The following is a 15,967-nucleotide window of genomic DNA, read 5'->3' as shown; positions in this document are numbered from 1 at the left end:
GGCTTCTGGCTCTGGCTCTTGCTCCGGCTCCGGCTCCGGCTGTCGCCTTAGCCCTTCTCCCGCCTGCGGGAGAAGGGTTGGGATGAGGGGAGCTTTGGCTTTGGCTTTGGCTTGGCTTTGGCCTTGGCTTCAGATTTTGATTTTGATCTGCATGCACGCCGCGATCCAAGCGAGAAAAGCCAGCAGCCAAAGCAACATCAAAAGCGCAAAAGCTCACCCCTCCCCAACCCTCCCCTGCGCTACGCGCAAGGGAGGGGGCTGAAAGCCGCTGCACTGCGTGCAAGGGAGGGGGCTGAAAGCCGCTGCGCTACGCGCAAGGAAGAGAGCAAAGCGCAACGCTGGCCCTCAGCAGCCAGTTCTGCCACCGTATAGCGGCACCACGCTCCCGTCGGTCAAGACTGGTATCGCAATGCCCCTATTCAAATTCACCCGCCATGGCGGGCAAGCGCGCGGCAGCCAGCCGCACTCTCCACTGCCCTGGATCGCCTTGATCGCACTGATCCTCGGTGCAGTCGCACTCGGCTTTGCCTGGCTCGCCGGCTGGATTGGTCGTGATCGACTCACCGCCCAGAACTTCACCGATGCCATCGAAGCCACCGGCGCCAACCACCCCGGCTTTCGTCGCGCCCACAGCAAGGGCGTCTGCGTAAGCGGCTGGTTCGAACCGAGCGCACAGGCGCCACAGCTGTCACATGCCCGCATGTTCGAACAGCAACGCGTACCGGTACTCGGCCGCCTGTCGATAGGCGGTGGCAACCCGCATGGCGCCGACAACAACGCGCGCGTGCGCAGCATCGCCTTGCAGCTGAGCAGCGATGACGGCCAGCAATGGCGCATGGCAATGAACAGCTTCCCGTTCCTCGCCGTTGCCACACCGGAAGCCTTCTACGAGCAGACCCGCGCGCAGATTCCCGACCCGGCCACCGGCAAGCCGGACCCGGCCAAGCTGGCCGCGATCCAGGAAAAGTACCCCAGCGCCCGTGCCTTCACCCAATGGGCCAAGACCGCGCCGTGGACCGACAGCTGGGCCAGCACCGAGTTCAACAGCGTCAACAGCTTCTGGTTCACCAACGCACAGGGGCAACGCCGTGCCGTGCGTTGGCGCTGGCAGCCACAGGCCACGCCGCGTGAACTGGATGCTGCAAGCCGGGAACAGGCCGGCGTGGATTTCCTCAGCCAGGATCTGCAGCAGCGGCTGGCGCAGGGCCCGGTACGCTGGAACCTGGTGGTGACCCTGGCCAGCTCGCAGGACGCGATCAGTGATCCGTCCGTGCCGTGGCCAGCCGAGCGCGAGCAGGTAGTCGCCGGCGTGCTCAACATCGAGCAGATGCAGCCGCAGGAACAAGGCAGCTGCAATGACCTCAACTTCGACCCGCTGATCCTGCCCAAGGGCGTCGAAGGCAGCGACGACCCCATCCTCGCCGCCCGCTCAGCGGTGTACTCGCAATCCTTCAATCGCCGCGAGCGCGAGCGCGCCACTGGCGAAGCCGCACGCGACAACGCACAGGTGCAGCCATGAGCAGCAGCAACGGCCACTTCAACCTGCTGGCACGCGTTCTGCACTGGAGCATGGCGCTGCTGATCCTGGCGATGCTGTTCATCGGCGTGACCATGGTCGCCTCGGTGCACCTGCGGCCGGGGTTGATCAACCTGCACCGACCACTCGGCGTGCTGATCTTCGTACTGGTCCTGCTGCGTCTGTACAACCGCCTGCGCCACCGGCCTCCGCCGCTGCCCGCTGACCTGCCGGCATGGCAGGCATGGGCTGCCACCGCCTCGCATTGGCTGTTGTATGCATTGATGCTGGCGATGCCGCTGATCGGCTGGGCGATGTTGTCGGCGGGCGGCTATCCCATCGTGCTGTGGGGCGGCGTGCAGCTGCCGGCCATCGTGGCGCATACGCCTTCGTTGTATGCCTTGCTGCGCAACGCCCACAGCCTGCTCGCCTACTTGCTGTTTGCCACGGTACTGGTGCATGTGGGTGCCGCGCTGTTCCATGCCTGGGTGCGCCGCGATGGCGTGTTCCAGGCGATGGCACGAGGAAAGTAGCAACGCAGGAGCAGCGGTAGTGCCGAGCCATGCTCGGCAAGGGGCATCACCAGCGATGCTGACTTGCCTGCAGGAGCGGCGTGAGCCGCGAAGCTGACAGTGCTTGAGAAGCCTCAAGCGCACCCCCTCCCCGCCCTCCCCTACGCCTTCGGCGCAAGGGAGAGAGCTACAACCAGCCCTTCTGGCGCGCCACGCGGTGCGCCTCAATGCGATTTGCAACGCCAAGCTTTCCTATACATTCGGACAGGTAGTTGCGCACGGTGCCATGCGACAGCCCCAACTGCTCGGCGATCTCATTGGCCGAGCGACCTTCTCCGGCAAGTCGTAGCACCTGCCGTTCGCGATCATTCAACGGGTCGGCCTCGGACCACGCTTCCACTGCCAATTGCGGATCTATCGCGCGCCCACCGCGATGCACCTGGCGCAGCGCATCAGCCAATTTCTCGGCCGGCGCATCTTTCAGCAGATAACCCTGCACTCCCGCATCCAGGGCCCGGCGCAGGAAACCACTGCGCGCAAAGGTGGTCACTATCACCACCTTGATCGGCAATTGTTGTCGTTGCACGCGTTGCGCCAGTTCCAACCCGGTCAGCAGTGGCATTTCAATATCGGTAACCAGGATGTCCGGTTTCAGCCGCTGCAATTCACGCCAGGCAACTTCACCGTCGGCAGCAGTACCGATCACTTCAATGTCGGATTCAAGATTGAGCAACGCCGACAGCGCTCCGCGCACCATCGCCTGATCCTCGGCCAACAGGATGCGGATCATGCGCCTGCCTCCTGCGCCGGCAGATCAGTCGAGTCGCGCTGTCGGGTGCTGGCCACTGGTTCGTATGCCATCCGTTGTGCCTGCACCGGGATGCGAACCTTCAACCGCGTGCCCTGCCCTTTGGGTGAGTCAATCTGCAGTTCACCCCCCAAGGCAGACACGCGCTCGCGCATTCCCGCCAGCCCATTGCCATTGGCTGAAACACCACCGCGACCATCGTCCACCACCTCCATCAGCACTGCCTCCGGCGAAACCTCGATGCTGACCAGCGCCTCATTGGCCTGGGCATGGCGAGCGATATTGGTCGCGGCCTCTCGCAGCACCATCGACAAACCCGCCTCGATCCACGCAGGCATCGCGGGCGGCGGAGAATAGCGCAGGTGCACGCGCGAGGACTCCAGCAGCAGGTGTGCAGACGCCAGCTCAGCCGCCAGATCCGCTGCGCGGAAGCCGGTGACTGCACTGCGTACCTGGGCCAACGCATCGCGCGCGATCTGCTCGGCTTCGGCCAGCTCGCGCTGGGACCGTTGCGGGTCGCGCTCGAACAGTTTGCGTGACAACTCCATCTTCAAGGTGATCAGCGACAGCGTATGCCCGAGCAGGTCATGCAGGTCGCGACCGATGCGCTCGCGCTCCGCGGTCGCCGCCAGACGCCGCACTTCTTCGTGGGAGAGTCGCAAAGCGGCATCCTTCTCACTGCTCGTCCGCTCGACATTGACGATCAGGCCGATGATCACCGTCAGCGCTGGAATCCAGGCAACCACCTGCCACGGGTAACCTATCCACGTTGCCAGCGCGACGAAGGCAATGTTCAGCAGTGCCAGTTCCAGAAGGTACTGGCGTATGCTGATGCAACGGTTGGTCCGCAGCATCACGCAGCCGAACACGAAGTAATTCATGCCGGACGGATAGATCGGCAGCAGCGCCATCGACAGCACGATCATCGCCAACGCGAAGATCGGCGCGTGCCGCCGCGCGCTTGTCAGCGTCAACAGGTAGAACACGATGAACAGCGGGAACGACCATAGCGTGATCAGCGCCCAGCGCAGCGTATAGCCCGCACCAAACATCGGCGTGATGAATACCCAGACCGTCCACAGCAGATGCACGGCATCCACCCACGGCCATTTGCCGAGCTTGATGTTGTCGGCCACCACCGAATCCGGTGCCGGCTTGAACCACTCAGGGCGCTGCAATCCCATCGGCGTTGATCCTGTGCAATGCGGCAATGATGCCATCAGCCGTGGCGGCGCAGACGCCAACCCGCCACCGCCGTGATGGCCACCGTGAATACGAGCAGCCACAGCACGTGCGGCCAGGCGGCGCCCACCTCGAAGTCCAACGCGCCCTGCGCCAACATGTTCAGATGATGACTGGGCCAGAGCACCGCCAGCTCACGCAGCAGCGGCGGCAACACCTTCAACGGGAACCACAACCCCGACAACACCGCCATCGGCAGGTAGACCAGGTTGATCACCGCCGCCGCACCATTGCCCTTGGCCAACGTGCCCAGCAGCAGGCCCAGTGCGCAGAACGGCAAGGTGCCCAACGTTGCAACCGCGGTCAGCCGCAGCATCTGCGAGGCATTGAGCTGCACCCCGGCCACAGTGATGGCCAACAACTGCAGGATCACCACGATGGCCAGCGCGGTCAGCATTGCCATCATCATCTTGCCGAGCAGATAGGCCAGCGGCGGCATTGGCATGGCGCGCTTGAGGGTGAGCAGGCCGTTGTCACGCTCCAACGCCAGCGCGATGCCAAAACCGAACAGGCCCGGCGCCATTACCCCGAAGGTGACATAACTGCCCAGCAGGAAGCGGGCGGCCTGGATCGGCTGCGTGTGGCCGAGCAGCACCGCGAACAGCAAGTAGAACACGGCCGGAAACAGCAAGGTCGGCAACACGAAACCGGGGTAGCGCAGGTAACGCAGACACTCGGCACGGATCTCCTGCAGATAGGCACCGAGCATCTGGCGGGACGACATCGCAGGCAGCATGGATTGGTATGGGGTATTCATCAGGCAGCCTCGCGTTGTGTCTGTGCAGCATCCGAGAGCGTCAGATCAGTGAAGGCCTCGCCCAGCCCTGCTGGCTGAACCTCCAAGCCGGACAACGCAGGGTCTGCCTGCAGCAATTGGCGCACCACGCTTTCGACGCGGTCGCTGCGCAGCTGCAGGTAATCGCCATCCTGGCTGATCTGCATCACCCCCGGCCAGGCTGCGACCACAGCCACATCCAGCGTGCTGACACAGCGGATGCTGCGATGGATGACCCGTGCACGCAGCGCATCCACGCTGCCATCGCTGACGATACGTCCGCGCAGCAGCACGCAGACGCGATCGGCCAGGCGCTCGGCTTCCTCCAGGTAATGGGTGGTCAGGACCACCGCGGTGCCTTCGGCGACCAAGGCCCGTACCGTCGCCCACAGCTGCTGGCGGGCCGGCAGGTCCAGGCCAACCGTGGGTTCGTCCAGGAACAGCAGCCGTGGCCGCCCACACACGGCCAGGGCGAACTGTACGCGCCGCTGCTGGCCACCGGACAGCTTGCCGTAGCGGCGCTTCAGCAGATCCTCGATGCCGGCCAGCGCGGCAACATCCGCAAGGCCGCGGGGGGCTGGAAAGTAGCTGGCCGACAACTGGATCAGCTCGCCCACGTTCAAGGTCTCGGGCAACGCTGCGCTCTGCAGCATCACCCCGATGCCACGCCGCGCCGCCAGCTGTTGCGGATCATGGCCGAACAACTGCACCTGCCCGGCATCGGCCCGCAGCAGGCCCAGCAGCAGGCTGATGGCGGTGGTCTTGCCTGCACCATTGGGGCCAAGCAGCGCCAGGACCTGTCCCGCCCGCAGTTCCAGGTCAACGCCATCCAGCGCCCGCACCGCACCGTAACGCTTGTGCACGCCCTGCAGGCTTGCCAGTACTTCACCGTGTGCCGTCATCGCCGCCACCTTCTTCAGGGAATGCCGCAACCTTAGGTCGCCAATGTCTGCCTCCCCAGTGAATCCGATCAGGCAAAGCACATGACAGCCGTCACCTGCGCAGCGGGTACAGCGGCCATTATGATTCGCCCACTACGGTCCACCGCTGCCGGCCGCGGCGGTTTGCGGTAAGTTGCGGTCACATTTCCCCTCCCACGCCGTCCTGCTACCCATGAATGCATCTGCTGAACTGCTGAAGGAACTCCGTATCGACCGCTCCGCCCCGCCACCCGGCGGCCCTTCGCCCTCGCGGCGCTGGTTGTGGATTGTGATCGGCCTGGTGCTGGCCCTGCTGCTGGTACTTGGCGTTGGCGCCCTTCTCGGCGGCAAAAAGCCCATGACCGTGCAGACCGCGCCGGTAGTGGCAATGAGCCAGGCCGGTGCCGGTAACAACTCGGTGCTGGACGCCAGCGGCTACGTGGTGGCCCGGCGCATGGCGACGGTATCGGCGAAAATAACCGGCAAGGTGCGCGAGGTGATGATCGAGGAAGGCATGCGTGTCGAAGAAGGCCAGGTGATGGCCACGCTCGACCCGATCGACGCCAACGCCCAGCGCAGCCTCAATGCCGCCCAGCTCGATGCCGCCCGCAGCCAGACCGATGGCCTGCAGGCACAGCTGCGCCAGGCCGAAGCCGAAGCAGGCCGCCTGCAGTCGCTGGTTGGCCAGCAGCTGGTCTCACGCTCGCAGTACGACCAGGCCGTCGCTGCACGTGACAGCCTGCGTGCGCAATTGCAGACCGCACGTCACAACGCCAAGGTGGCACTGGACGCGCTGGCCATTGCCGATCTGGGCGTGGACAACAACGTGGTCCGCGCACCGTTCTCCGGCGTGGTGACGGCCAAGGCCGCGCAGCCCGGCGAAATCGTGTCGCCACTGTCGGCCGGTGGTGGTTTCACCCGTACCGGCATCGGCACCATCGTCGACATGGACTCGTTGGAAGTGGAAGTGGAAGTGGGCGAAGCCTTCATCGGCCGCGTGCAGCCGAAGATGCCGGTTGAGATCGTTCTCAATGCCTATCCGGACTGGAAGATTCCCGGTCACGTGATCGCCATCATTCCCACCGCTGACCGTGGCAAGGCCACGGTAAAGGTACGCGTGGCACTGGAAGCCAAGGACCCGCGCATCGTGCCGGAGATGGGTGTGCGCGTGAGCTTCCTGGAGAAGGCCGCAGCCGCTGGTACCGAAGCACCGAAGGGCGTGCGCGTACCCGCTGCTGCGATCGTCGAACGTGACGGCAAGCCGGTCGCTTTTGTCGTGCAGGCCGATGACAAGGTGAAGCAGCAATCGCTGCAGGTGGGCCAGGTATTGGCCAAGGACAAGCAGGTGCTGTCGGGATTGAGTGCCGGGCAGACAGTGGTACTCAGCCCGGCTGTTGAATTGAAAGATGGCGACAAAGTGACGCTGGAAGGCGCGGAGAAGTAAGCGCGGGCTTGTGATCTTTGCTGCGATGGCACGAATCACTTGATGCACTGAAGTGGAGCTTTTGCTGTTGCTTCTACCCCCTCCCTTGCGCGGAGCGCAGGGGAGGGTTGGGGAGGGGTGCTTTGGCTTTGGCTTTGGCTTTGGCTTTGGCTTTGGCTTTGGCTTTGGCTTTGGCTTTGGCTTTGAAAGCCACATAAAGCAGAGCTACTGCAGAAACCTGAAGCAAAGCAGAAGCAGCCCTCACCCCTACCCCTCTCCCGCAGGCGGAAGAGGGGAAAGCAACAACAGCAAGGGCCAACGCCAGAGAAAAGCAAAGCCAAAAGCACCCCTCCCTAGCCCTCCCCTTGCCTTCGGCAAAGGGAGGGGACCAGAAGCAAAGCGAAGCAAACTCGCGTCCTAAATCAAACTTTCAACATCCAACATCCAACATCAAACATCACCGCGTCACTGCTGAGGATCATCCATGAGCACCCTCGTCTCCCTGCGCAACATCACCAAGACCTATCAGCGTGGCCCGGAAAAAGTGCAGGTACTGCACGGCATCAACCTGGATATCGATCGCGGTGACTTCGTCGCCCTGATGGGTCCGTCCGGCTCCGGCAAGACCACCCTGCTCAACCTGATCGGCGGCCTCGACACGCCCAGCGGTGGCGAGATCAACATCGAAGACCAACGCATCGACCAGCTCAGCGCCGGCCAACTGTCTACCTGGCGCAGCCATCACGTTGGCTTCGTGTTCCAGTTCTACAACCTGATGCCCATGCTCACCGCGCAGAAGAACGTCGAACTGCCGCTGCTGCTGACCAACCTCAATGCCGGCGAGCGCAAGCGCCGCGCGCAGATCGCGCTGACCCTGGTTGGCCTGGCCGATCGCCGCGACCACCGCCCCAACGAGCTCTCCGGTGGCCAGCAGCAACGCGTGGCGATTGCCCGCGCCATCGTCTCCGACCCGACCTTCCTGATCTGCGATGAGCCCACCGGCGACCTCGACCGCCAGAGCGCGGAAGAAGTGCTGGGCCTGCTGCAGCTGCTCAACCGCGAACACGGCAAGACCATCATCATGGTCACCCACGATCCCAAGGCGGCCGAGTACGCCACCCACACCGTGCATCTGGACAAGGGCGAGCTGGTCGACGCCCCGGTGCACTGAGGAGCACGGCCATGAAGTACTTCTCACTGATATGGGCGCAGCTGTTCCGCAGCCGCACGCGCACGCTGTTCACCCTGCTGTCCATCGTCACCGCCTTCCTGCTGTTCGGCATGCTCGATTCGGTGCGTGTCGCCTTCGCCAGCGGCGGCAATACGGTGGCCGGCGCCAACCGGCTGGTGGTGGCCTCGCGCCTGTCCATCACCCAGTCGCTGCCGATCCGCCTGGAACCGCAGATCCGCCAGATCGAAGGCGTCCAGGATGTCACCTATGCCATGTGGTTCGGCGGCATCTACCAGGACCAGAAGAATTTCTTCCCCAACTTCTCGGTGGCGCCCAACTACTTCGATCTGATGACCGAGTTCGAGATCCCCAAGGACCAGGTCGATGCCTTCCGCAACACGCGCACTGGCGCCATCGTCGGCGAATCGCTGGCCAAGCAGTTCGGCTGGAAGATCGGCGACACCATCCCGCTGCAGGCCACCATCTTCCCGCGTGGTGGCAGCAACGATTGGCCGCTGCAGCTGGTCGGCATATTCAAATCCAAGAACACCGCCACCGCCGCCAACGAAGAACGCCAGCTGATGATGAACTGGAAGTACTTCGACGAATCCAACGACTACATCAAGAACCAGGTCAGCTGGTACACCGTGCGCCTGGACAACCCAGACCATGCCTCGCGCGTGGCCCAGGCCATCGACGCGATCTCGGCCAACTCCGACCACGAGACCAAGAGCCAGACCGAGTCGGCCTTCCAACAAGCCTTCATCAAGCAGTTCGCCGACATCGGCATGATCGTCACCTCGATCATGGGCGCGGTGTTCTTCACCCTGCTGCTGCTCACCGGCAACACCATGGCCCAGGCCGTGCGCGAGCGCGTGCCGGAGCTGGCCACGCTGAAAACGCTGGGCTTCACCGATGGCACCATGCTGATGCTGGTGATGGTGGAATCCATCGTGCTGGTCGGCCTGGGCGGCGCCATCGGGCTGGGGTTGGCGGCGCTGGCATTGCCGGTAATGGCGCCACAGACCATGGGCCTGCTGCCGCCGCATGTGCCGGCGCAGACCTGGATCGTGGGGCTGGTGCTGATCGTGGTGATCGGCCTGGTGGTGGGCGTGTTGCCGGCACTGCGGGCCAAGCGCCTGAAGATCGTCGACGCACTGGCCGGGCGCTGAGGAGAACGACATGAAGAATTTTCTTTCGAATGCGCTGGTGATCGTGCTGCTCATCGTCGGCCTGGGCGTATGGATTGCGCTGCCGTGGATCGGCGTCGCCGTGGTCGCGGTGGCGGTCGCGCTGTGGCTGCTGCTGACCCGCACCGGCCGGCTGGCGCTTGCCGCAACCCGCATCGGGCTGGCCAGCCTGCCGCAACGCTGGGGCGCATCTTCGGTGATCGTGATCGGTATTGCCGGTGTGGTCGGTGTGCTGGTGGCGATGCTGGCGATGGGCCAGGGCTTCCAGGCCACGCTGGAGAACACCGGCGATGACAGCACCGCGATCGTGCTGCGCGGCGGTTCGCAGGCGGAGACCAACTCGGTGATCACCCGCGACCAGGTGCCGCTGCTGGAAACCCTGCCCGGCGTGACGCGCGGCGAAAATGGACGGCCGCTGGTTTCCGCCGAAGCCTCGCAGGTAGTCAACCTCACCTCGCGCAGCGATGGCACCGATGTGAACGCACAGTTCCGCGGTGTCGGCGAGCAGGCCTGGGCGGTGCACGAGAAAGTGCGCCTGGTCGAAGGCCGCAAGTTCGGCGCCGGCCTGCGCGAGATCGTGGCCGGACGCGGCGCGCAGAAGCAGTTCCAGGGCCTGGAGGTCGGCAAGACCCTGCGCCTGGGCAACCAGGATTGGACCGTGGTCGGCATCTTCGAATCCGGCGACGCCCACGATTCGGAACTTTGGACCGACGCGCAGACCTTGGCCACCACCTACAACCGTAGCGCCTGGCAATCGATCAGCGTGCGCACCGACGGCAAGCAGGGCTTCGAGACCTTCAAGGCCGCAGTGGAAAACGACCCACGGCTGAAGCTGGACGTGGAAAGCACCGCCGAGTACTACCGCAAGCAGGGCGGCGGCCTGAACAAGCTGCTCAAGGTGCTGGGCACGGTGATCGGCGCGATCATGGCGGTGGGCGCGGTGTTCGGTGCGCTCAACACCATGTATGCGGCCGTGGCCACGCGTGCACGCGAGATCGCGACCTTGCGTGCGATTGGTTTCCGTGGCGTGCCGGTGGTGACCGCGGTGATGCTGGAAACCATGTTGCTCGCGTTGCTCGGTGGCGTGCTCGGCGGTGTGGTGGCCTGGCTGGCGTTCAACAACTTCACCGTCTCCACCTTGGGCAACAACTTCAGCCAGGTGGTGTTCCAGTTCAAGGTCTCGCCGCCACTGTTGTGGAGCGGGCTGAAGTGGGCATTGGGGATCGGACTGGTGGGCGGGCTGTTCCCGGCATTGCGCGCGGCACGCCTGCCGATCACCACCGCATTGCGCGAGACCTGATTCAACCAGGCGCAGCCTGCCAAACACGCAACCCACCTGCCCACACGCAGGTGGGTTGGCAGAAAGTCTACCTTCACGCATCCATCCGTTTCGGTCATCATGCGCCCCCGCCCAAGTCCCGGCGGCCAGCGGAGCTGTGATGGCAGATGCTGCGTCCCTCCCCCAACGGTGATGCATCTGTCACGGCGCCCCTCAAGGGCGCCTTTTTTGTAGTTGGTACAAAGGAAAACCGAAAGCGATGTATTTGAAGTCGACCCCGCTGTGCTCCGCGATCACCCTCGCGTTGCTCGGCAGCTGCAGCCTCACCGCGTTCGCACAGGACGCAAACCAGACCACCACCACCCTGGACCGCGTCGAGATCACCGGTTCGCGCATCCGCCAGGCCAGCGTTGAGACCGCACAGCCGGTCATCGCCCTGAGCCGAGCGGAAATCGAGAAGAAGGGCTACGTCAACGTCGCCGACATCCTGCAGGACGTCACCGCTGCCGGCGCACCGTCGCTGAGCCGCGCCTCGGCCTTGTCCTCCGGCCGTGATTACGGCGGCATGTTCGTCAGCCTGCGCAACCTTGGCCCCGAACGCACCCTGGTGTTGATCGACGGCCGTCGCATGGGCGTCAGCGCGGGTGGCTATTCCGACGTCGGCTCGATTCCCTCGGCCATCGTCGAGCGCGTTGAAGTACTGACCGACGGTGCCTCGGCACTGTACGGCTCGGACGCCATCGCCGGCGTGGTCAACATCATCACCCGCAAGAACTTCGACGGCGGCAACGCCACCGCCTATGTCGGCCAGTACAGCGAAGGCGACGGCCAGAAGCGCAGCTACAGCGCCAACTTCGGCAAGACCTTCGAGCGCGGCTGGTTCAGCGTCGGCGCCGAGAAGAGCAAGGAAGACCCGGTCCTGGGCGGCGCCCGTGAATTCACCGCCTATGCCAACGGCCCCTACCATCCCACTGATGGCCTGAACGGCAACACCCAGTGGGGTTCGGTCACCGTCGACGGCAAGCCCCTCACCGTCGGCCCGGGCGGCGATCCATCCGATGTCGCCAACTTCAAGAAACCCGACCCGGCGACCTACGCCAACACCAAGACCAACATGACCCTGCTCTCCTCGCTGGAGCGCAAGTCCGCTTTCGCCAATGGTGGTTTCCAGATCACCGACGATCTGCGTGTTGTCGCCGACGTTCTGTATAGCGAGCGCGAGTCGATCAAGCAACTGGCCGGTTACCCGTACTCGGTGTCGGCCACGCAGGCAACCAGCGGCGCACGCGCTCCGCTCTCGGCCAGCAGCGCATTCAACCACTGGGGCAAAGACGTGCTGTTCTCGCGTCGCACCGAGGAGTATCCGCGTGCAACCAACAACGCGCTGACCACCAAGCGCGCCAGTCTTGGCCTGGAAGGCAGCTTCGAGACCGGCTCCCACTTCTGGGACTGGAACGTGAGCTACATGTTCAACCGCAATGAAGGCGAGCGCCGCAGCCTGCAGAGCATGTACCAGCCGCACGTCAACCTCGCCGTCGGCCCGTCCTTCATCGATGCCAGCGGCGTTGCCCGCTGCGGCAGCGTCGGCAACGTGATCGAAGGCTGTGTGCCGTGGAATCCGCTGGCACCGGCGGGCAGCAACAGCCCCGGTTCGCTCAACGACAAGGCGGTGCGCGACTATATCTTCACCCGCTTCACCGACGAAATCCGCAGCACCACCAAGGTGGTCAGCGCCAACATCTCCGGCTCGCTGGCAAGCCTGCCGGCCGGTGACATCATGGCGGCGATGGGTGTTGAACATCGCAGCGAAGAAGCCAGCTACACCCCGGACCTGATGGTGCAGAACGGCGAAATCGCCGGCACCAGCGGCGCACCAACGCGTGGCGACTACAAGCTGGACGAGGTTTACCTGGAGCTGCAGGTGCCGCTGCTGGCGGACCTGCCGTTCGCACGTGAACTGTCGCTGGACGTGGCTGGCCGCTACTCCGACTACAACAACTTCGGTGGCACCACCAACGGCAAGTTCGGCCTGAAGTGGAAGCCGATCGACACCTTGCTGGTCCGCGCCACCTACGGCACCGGCTTCCGTGCACCGACCGTGGACGACCTGTACGGCGGCACCGTCACCACCCGTGACCGCGTCACCGATCCCTGCGATCGCTCGTTCGGCGCCGCCGCGCGCAATGCTGAAGTAGCTGCACGCTGCAGCGCTGCTGGCCTGGGTGCCGACTTCCGCCAGAAGACCGGTGACGGCGAACTGGCCACCACCTCGGGCGTACAGGCCGTCACCGACTTCACCTCCGGCTCCAACGCTACGCTGAAGCCGGAAACCGCCAAGACCTGGACGGTCGGTCTGGTCTACAGCCCCGACTTCGTCAGCGGCCTGGACCTGAGCCTGGACTGGTGGAAGATCCGCATCGACGACGTGATCGTTGGTGAATCGGCCACCGACATCCTCAACCAGTGCTATGTGCAGGGCATCAGCTCCGCCTGCGACCGCTTCACCCGCTACAGCACCGGCGGCAACAAAGGCCAGGTCAGCGGCATGAACCGCTCGCTGAACAACGCCGGCTTCCAGGAAACCGCCGGCTATGACCTTGGTATTCGCTACCGTCTGCCGGAAATGGCCTTCGGCCAGCTGTCGCTGCGCTGGAACACCACGTATGTGGATTACCTCTCGCGCAAGAGCGACAACGTCGCGACCACCCCGGTCGAAGAGTTCACGGGCTGGGAAGGCAACTTCCGCGTGCGCTCCAACCTGACGCTGGATTGGCAGAACGGCAACTTCGGCGCGAGCTGGACTACCCGTTACTACTCCAGCATGAAGGAGAAGTGTTCCTACGATCTGGACGGTGGCCCGGAGTGCAACATGCCGGACTTCCAGTCGGCGTATACCGACATGCAGCCGAGCCGCAAGCTGGGCTCCAACACCTTCCACGACCTGCAGGTGCGTTATGCCATGCCGTGGAACGGCACCGTGTCGCTGGGCGTCAACAACGTGTTCAAGCACGAAGGCCCGATCATGTACAGCCAGCCGAACAGCAGCTTCACCTACTACGGTGGCTTCGACATCGGTCGTTTCATGTACATGAAGTACCAGCAGCGCTTCTGATCGAGGTAACAACAGCGACGGGTGTCGATGACATTGTCGACCACCCGCAACGCTGCGCTTGAAGCCCCTCTCCCGCACGCGGGGGGAGAGGGGCCGTTTGCGAACCACAGGTTCGGGGTCACTCGAGCGCTCTTTCGCCAGCGGAAGGGCCGGGGCGCGTAGCGGGGGTTGGGGTGAGGGTGGCTTCACCCGCTTCGTCGCTGGCCTGCCGCAATCAATCAGTTTCACCGCTCCGACGACCCAAAAGGCTGCAAGAGCAAGGCCGTCAATCGCAGATGCATTACCAGCTTCGCGGCTAACGCCGCTCCTGCAAACAGCTGCAAGCGCATTTTCCCTGGCAGCACAGTGCCTGAAGATGCGGCCCCCTGATCTGCTTCGCGGCTTACGCCGCTCCCACAAACAAGGGCGCCGGTCTGTCACACCGCTCGCTGTTTGACCGGACACGTGATCGGGAGCGGAACTCACCGCAACCCAAACACCACACAACGGTCATCTAGCTGCCATCGCCACGCGGTAGATGCAGGGCATCCTTGTGGCTACCGTGACAGACTCCCCAAACCGGTTCCCGCCATGCTTCGTTCGCTGGCGCTGGCTGGCGTCTGCGTGATGCTGGCTGGCTTTGCCCTCTCATCTCCCGTTCCCCCGCTGTCACTCAGTGAGCGCTTGGCCGCCCCCGGTGGCACCTCGCCGCTGGTCCCCACCGAACGCATCGACGCCCTGCTCGCCAACCTGCCACATCAGCAGGGCAACGTTACTGGCAGCGATGGCGTTGCCCTGCATTGGGTATCGTTCGAGCCAGGTGACTACCGGCTGGATTACCGCTATCTCGGCAAGGGCCAACGCTTCCCGGAGTTCTCGCTGGAAGCATCGACACCAAGCATCGAGAACCACGTCCAGCCACGCGGCACGGTGATCCTGTTGCACGGCTGGATGATGGACGGCGGTTCATTGCTGCCCTGGTCACTGGAATTGGCGCAACAGGGTTACCGCACAATCGCGCTGGATCTGCGCAATCACGGTCGTTCGGGTCATGCACTTTCCGGCTACGGAACCCGCGAAGGCGAGGATGTAGTCGCGGCACTGAACGCCCTGAAGCGCGAAGGCAAGATCAGCGGCCCGGTGCACCTGCTCGGCGTTTCATACGGTGCTGCAACCGCGATCTTCGCCGCCCGTGAGCTCGGCACTCAGTTGCGCAGCGTCGTGGCGATGGAGTCCTTCGACAACGCCGGCGAAGCAATCCGCACGATGGTGCCGCATATGCTGGCCAAGCCACCGGAACGTTGGAGCGACTATGTCGCCCTGCCCCTGGCACGTTGGCAATACGGCGGCCGTGGATTGGATGAGGCCATCGCCACCACCGATCGCAAGCTTGGCATCAATCTGGATAAGGTCGACGTCGGCCAGGCCTTGGCACAGGTACCAGCCTGCGTGCTGTTGATACACGGCCGCGACGATGAGCACATTCCGGTAGCACAAGGCCGCGCATTGGCTGCTGCAGCGCCACGCGCACGGTATCTGGAGGTCGCAGCCGAAGACCACCTGACTTTGCCGATGCGCCTGGATCGTCTATCCGGCACGGTGAATAACTGGTTCGAGCAGGCCGATGACAATGGCCGCTGTGCATCGGCGGTAACAGCGAGTCTTTGAGTTTCCGAAGGCGTTGGTGGCGTCTCACGAGCAAAGCCGTCGGACTCGCCACTCCGTAGTGCCGAAGCATGTTCGGCAGGGGCGTTCCAGGCGATGCCTGGCGGAGCCCCAATGCTTTGGCTTTGGCTTTGGCTTTGGATTTGGCTTTGGGTTTGGCTTTGGCTTTGGGTTTGGCTTTGGCTTTGGTTTTGGCTTTGGTTTTGGCCCTTGCTCCAGCTGTTGCCTTAGCCCTTCTCCCGCCTGCGGGAGAAGGGTTGGGATGAGGGGAGCTCTTGGCTCTTGGTTATTGGCTTCGCTCAAGCCTTTCCGCGCCGTTGTTGCTACCAGCTTCGCGGCTTACGCCGCTCCCACAAGTTCCCCAAAAGCCTGCCT

Annotated in this window: 12 protein-coding genes; 8 read left to right on the top strand and 4 right to left on the bottom strand. The window is 63.9% G+C overall.

Annotation, left to right across the window (positions count from 1 at the left end):
• Positions 1–409 precede the first annotated feature (409 nt).
• Together AC1VXC_RS19750 and AC1VXC_RS19745 are read left to right on the top strand one after the other, a co-directional pair.
• Entirely contained in the window at positions 410–1,519 is a 1,110-nt protein-coding gene (locus tag AC1VXC_RS19750) for a catalase family peroxidase (RefSeq protein WP_481539640.1), read from the top strand.
• Positions 1,516–2,049, top strand: coding sequence for a cytochrome b (locus AC1VXC_RS19745; RefSeq protein ID WP_481539639.1), 534 nt, complete (start codon positions 1,516–1,518; stop codon positions 2,047–2,049). Before AC1VXC_RS19750 ends, AC1VXC_RS19745 begins: the two co-directional genes overlap by 4 nt.
• Positions 2,050–2,215: 166 nt before the next feature.
• Here AC1VXC_RS19745 and AC1VXC_RS19740 read toward each other — a convergent pair whose 3' ends face one another.
• Genes AC1VXC_RS19740 through AC1VXC_RS19725 form a run of 4 tightly spaced genes read right to left on the bottom strand, consistent with a single transcriptional unit; the run spans position 2,216 to position 5,755 of the window.
• Complete coding sequence (locus AC1VXC_RS19740) at positions 2,216–2,818, bottom strand: response regulator transcription factor (RefSeq protein WP_313495345.1); 603 nt, start codon at positions 2,816–2,818, stop codon at positions 2,216–2,218.
• A complete protein-coding gene (locus AC1VXC_RS19735) occupies positions 2,815–4,020 on the bottom strand; it encodes a sensor histidine kinase (protein ID WP_481539638.1) in 1,206 nt (401 codons plus the stop codon). The genes AC1VXC_RS19740 and AC1VXC_RS19735 overlap by 4 nt, the downstream gene beginning before the upstream one ends.
• Positions 4,021–4,055: 35 nt before the next feature.
• The gene (locus tag AC1VXC_RS19730) at positions 4,056–4,835 is read right to left on the bottom strand and encodes an ABC transporter permease (protein WP_313174415.1); all 780 of its coding nucleotides are present in this window, start codon (positions 4,833–4,835) and stop codon (positions 4,056–4,058) included.
• Positions 4,835–5,755 (bottom strand): ABC transporter ATP-binding protein, encoded by a 921-nt coding sequence (locus tag AC1VXC_RS19725; RefSeq protein WP_313174413.1) that lies wholly within the window; start codon positions 5,753–5,755, stop codon positions 4,835–4,837. The genes AC1VXC_RS19730 and AC1VXC_RS19725 overlap by 1 nt, the downstream gene beginning before the upstream one ends.
• 211 nt (positions 5,756–5,966) lie before the next feature.
• Between AC1VXC_RS19725 and AC1VXC_RS19720 the strand changes: the two genes are divergently transcribed.
• The 6 genes from AC1VXC_RS19720 (at position 5,967) to AC1VXC_RS19695 (ending at position 15,595) form a co-directional block, all read left to right on the top strand.
• Positions 5,967–7,217, top strand: coding sequence for an efflux RND transporter periplasmic adaptor subunit (locus tag AC1VXC_RS19720; RefSeq protein ID WP_313174412.1), 1,251 nt, complete (start codon positions 5,967–5,969; stop codon positions 7,215–7,217).
• Between the two features lie 463 nt (positions 7,218–7,680).
• Positions 7,681–8,367, top strand: coding sequence for an ABC transporter ATP-binding protein (locus AC1VXC_RS19715; protein ID WP_313174410.1), 687 nt, complete (start codon positions 7,681–7,683; stop codon positions 8,365–8,367).
• An 11-nt stretch (positions 8,368–8,378) separates the two neighbouring features.
• The gene (locus AC1VXC_RS19710; protein WP_293716599.1) at positions 8,379–9,539 is read left to right on the top strand and encodes an ABC transporter permease; all 1,161 of its coding nucleotides are present in this window, start codon (positions 8,379–8,381) and stop codon (positions 9,537–9,539) included.
• Positions 9,540–9,549: 10 nt separating this feature from the next.
• Complete coding sequence (locus tag AC1VXC_RS19705) at positions 9,550–10,857, top strand: ABC transporter permease (protein WP_313174407.1); 1,308 nt, start codon at positions 9,550–9,552, stop codon at positions 10,855–10,857.
• Positions 10,858–11,095: 238 nt separating this feature from the next.
• The gene (locus AC1VXC_RS19700; protein WP_481539637.1) at positions 11,096–13,948 is read left to right on the top strand and encodes a TonB-dependent receptor; all 2,853 of its coding nucleotides are present in this window, start codon (positions 11,096–11,098) and stop codon (positions 13,946–13,948) included.
• A gap of 570 nt (positions 13,949–14,518) precedes the next feature.
• Positions 14,519–15,595, top strand: a complete 1,077-nt coding sequence (locus AC1VXC_RS19695; RefSeq protein WP_481539636.1) for an alpha/beta fold hydrolase — start codon at positions 14,519–14,521, stop codon at positions 15,593–15,595.
• Positions 15,596–15,967: the final 372 nt, after the last annotated feature.

This window comes from Stenotrophomonas sp. STEN033 (assembly GCF_056856655.1).
The sequence above is the reverse complement of the archived record's forward strand: the minus strand, read 5'-3'. Positions and strand labels throughout refer to the sequence as shown.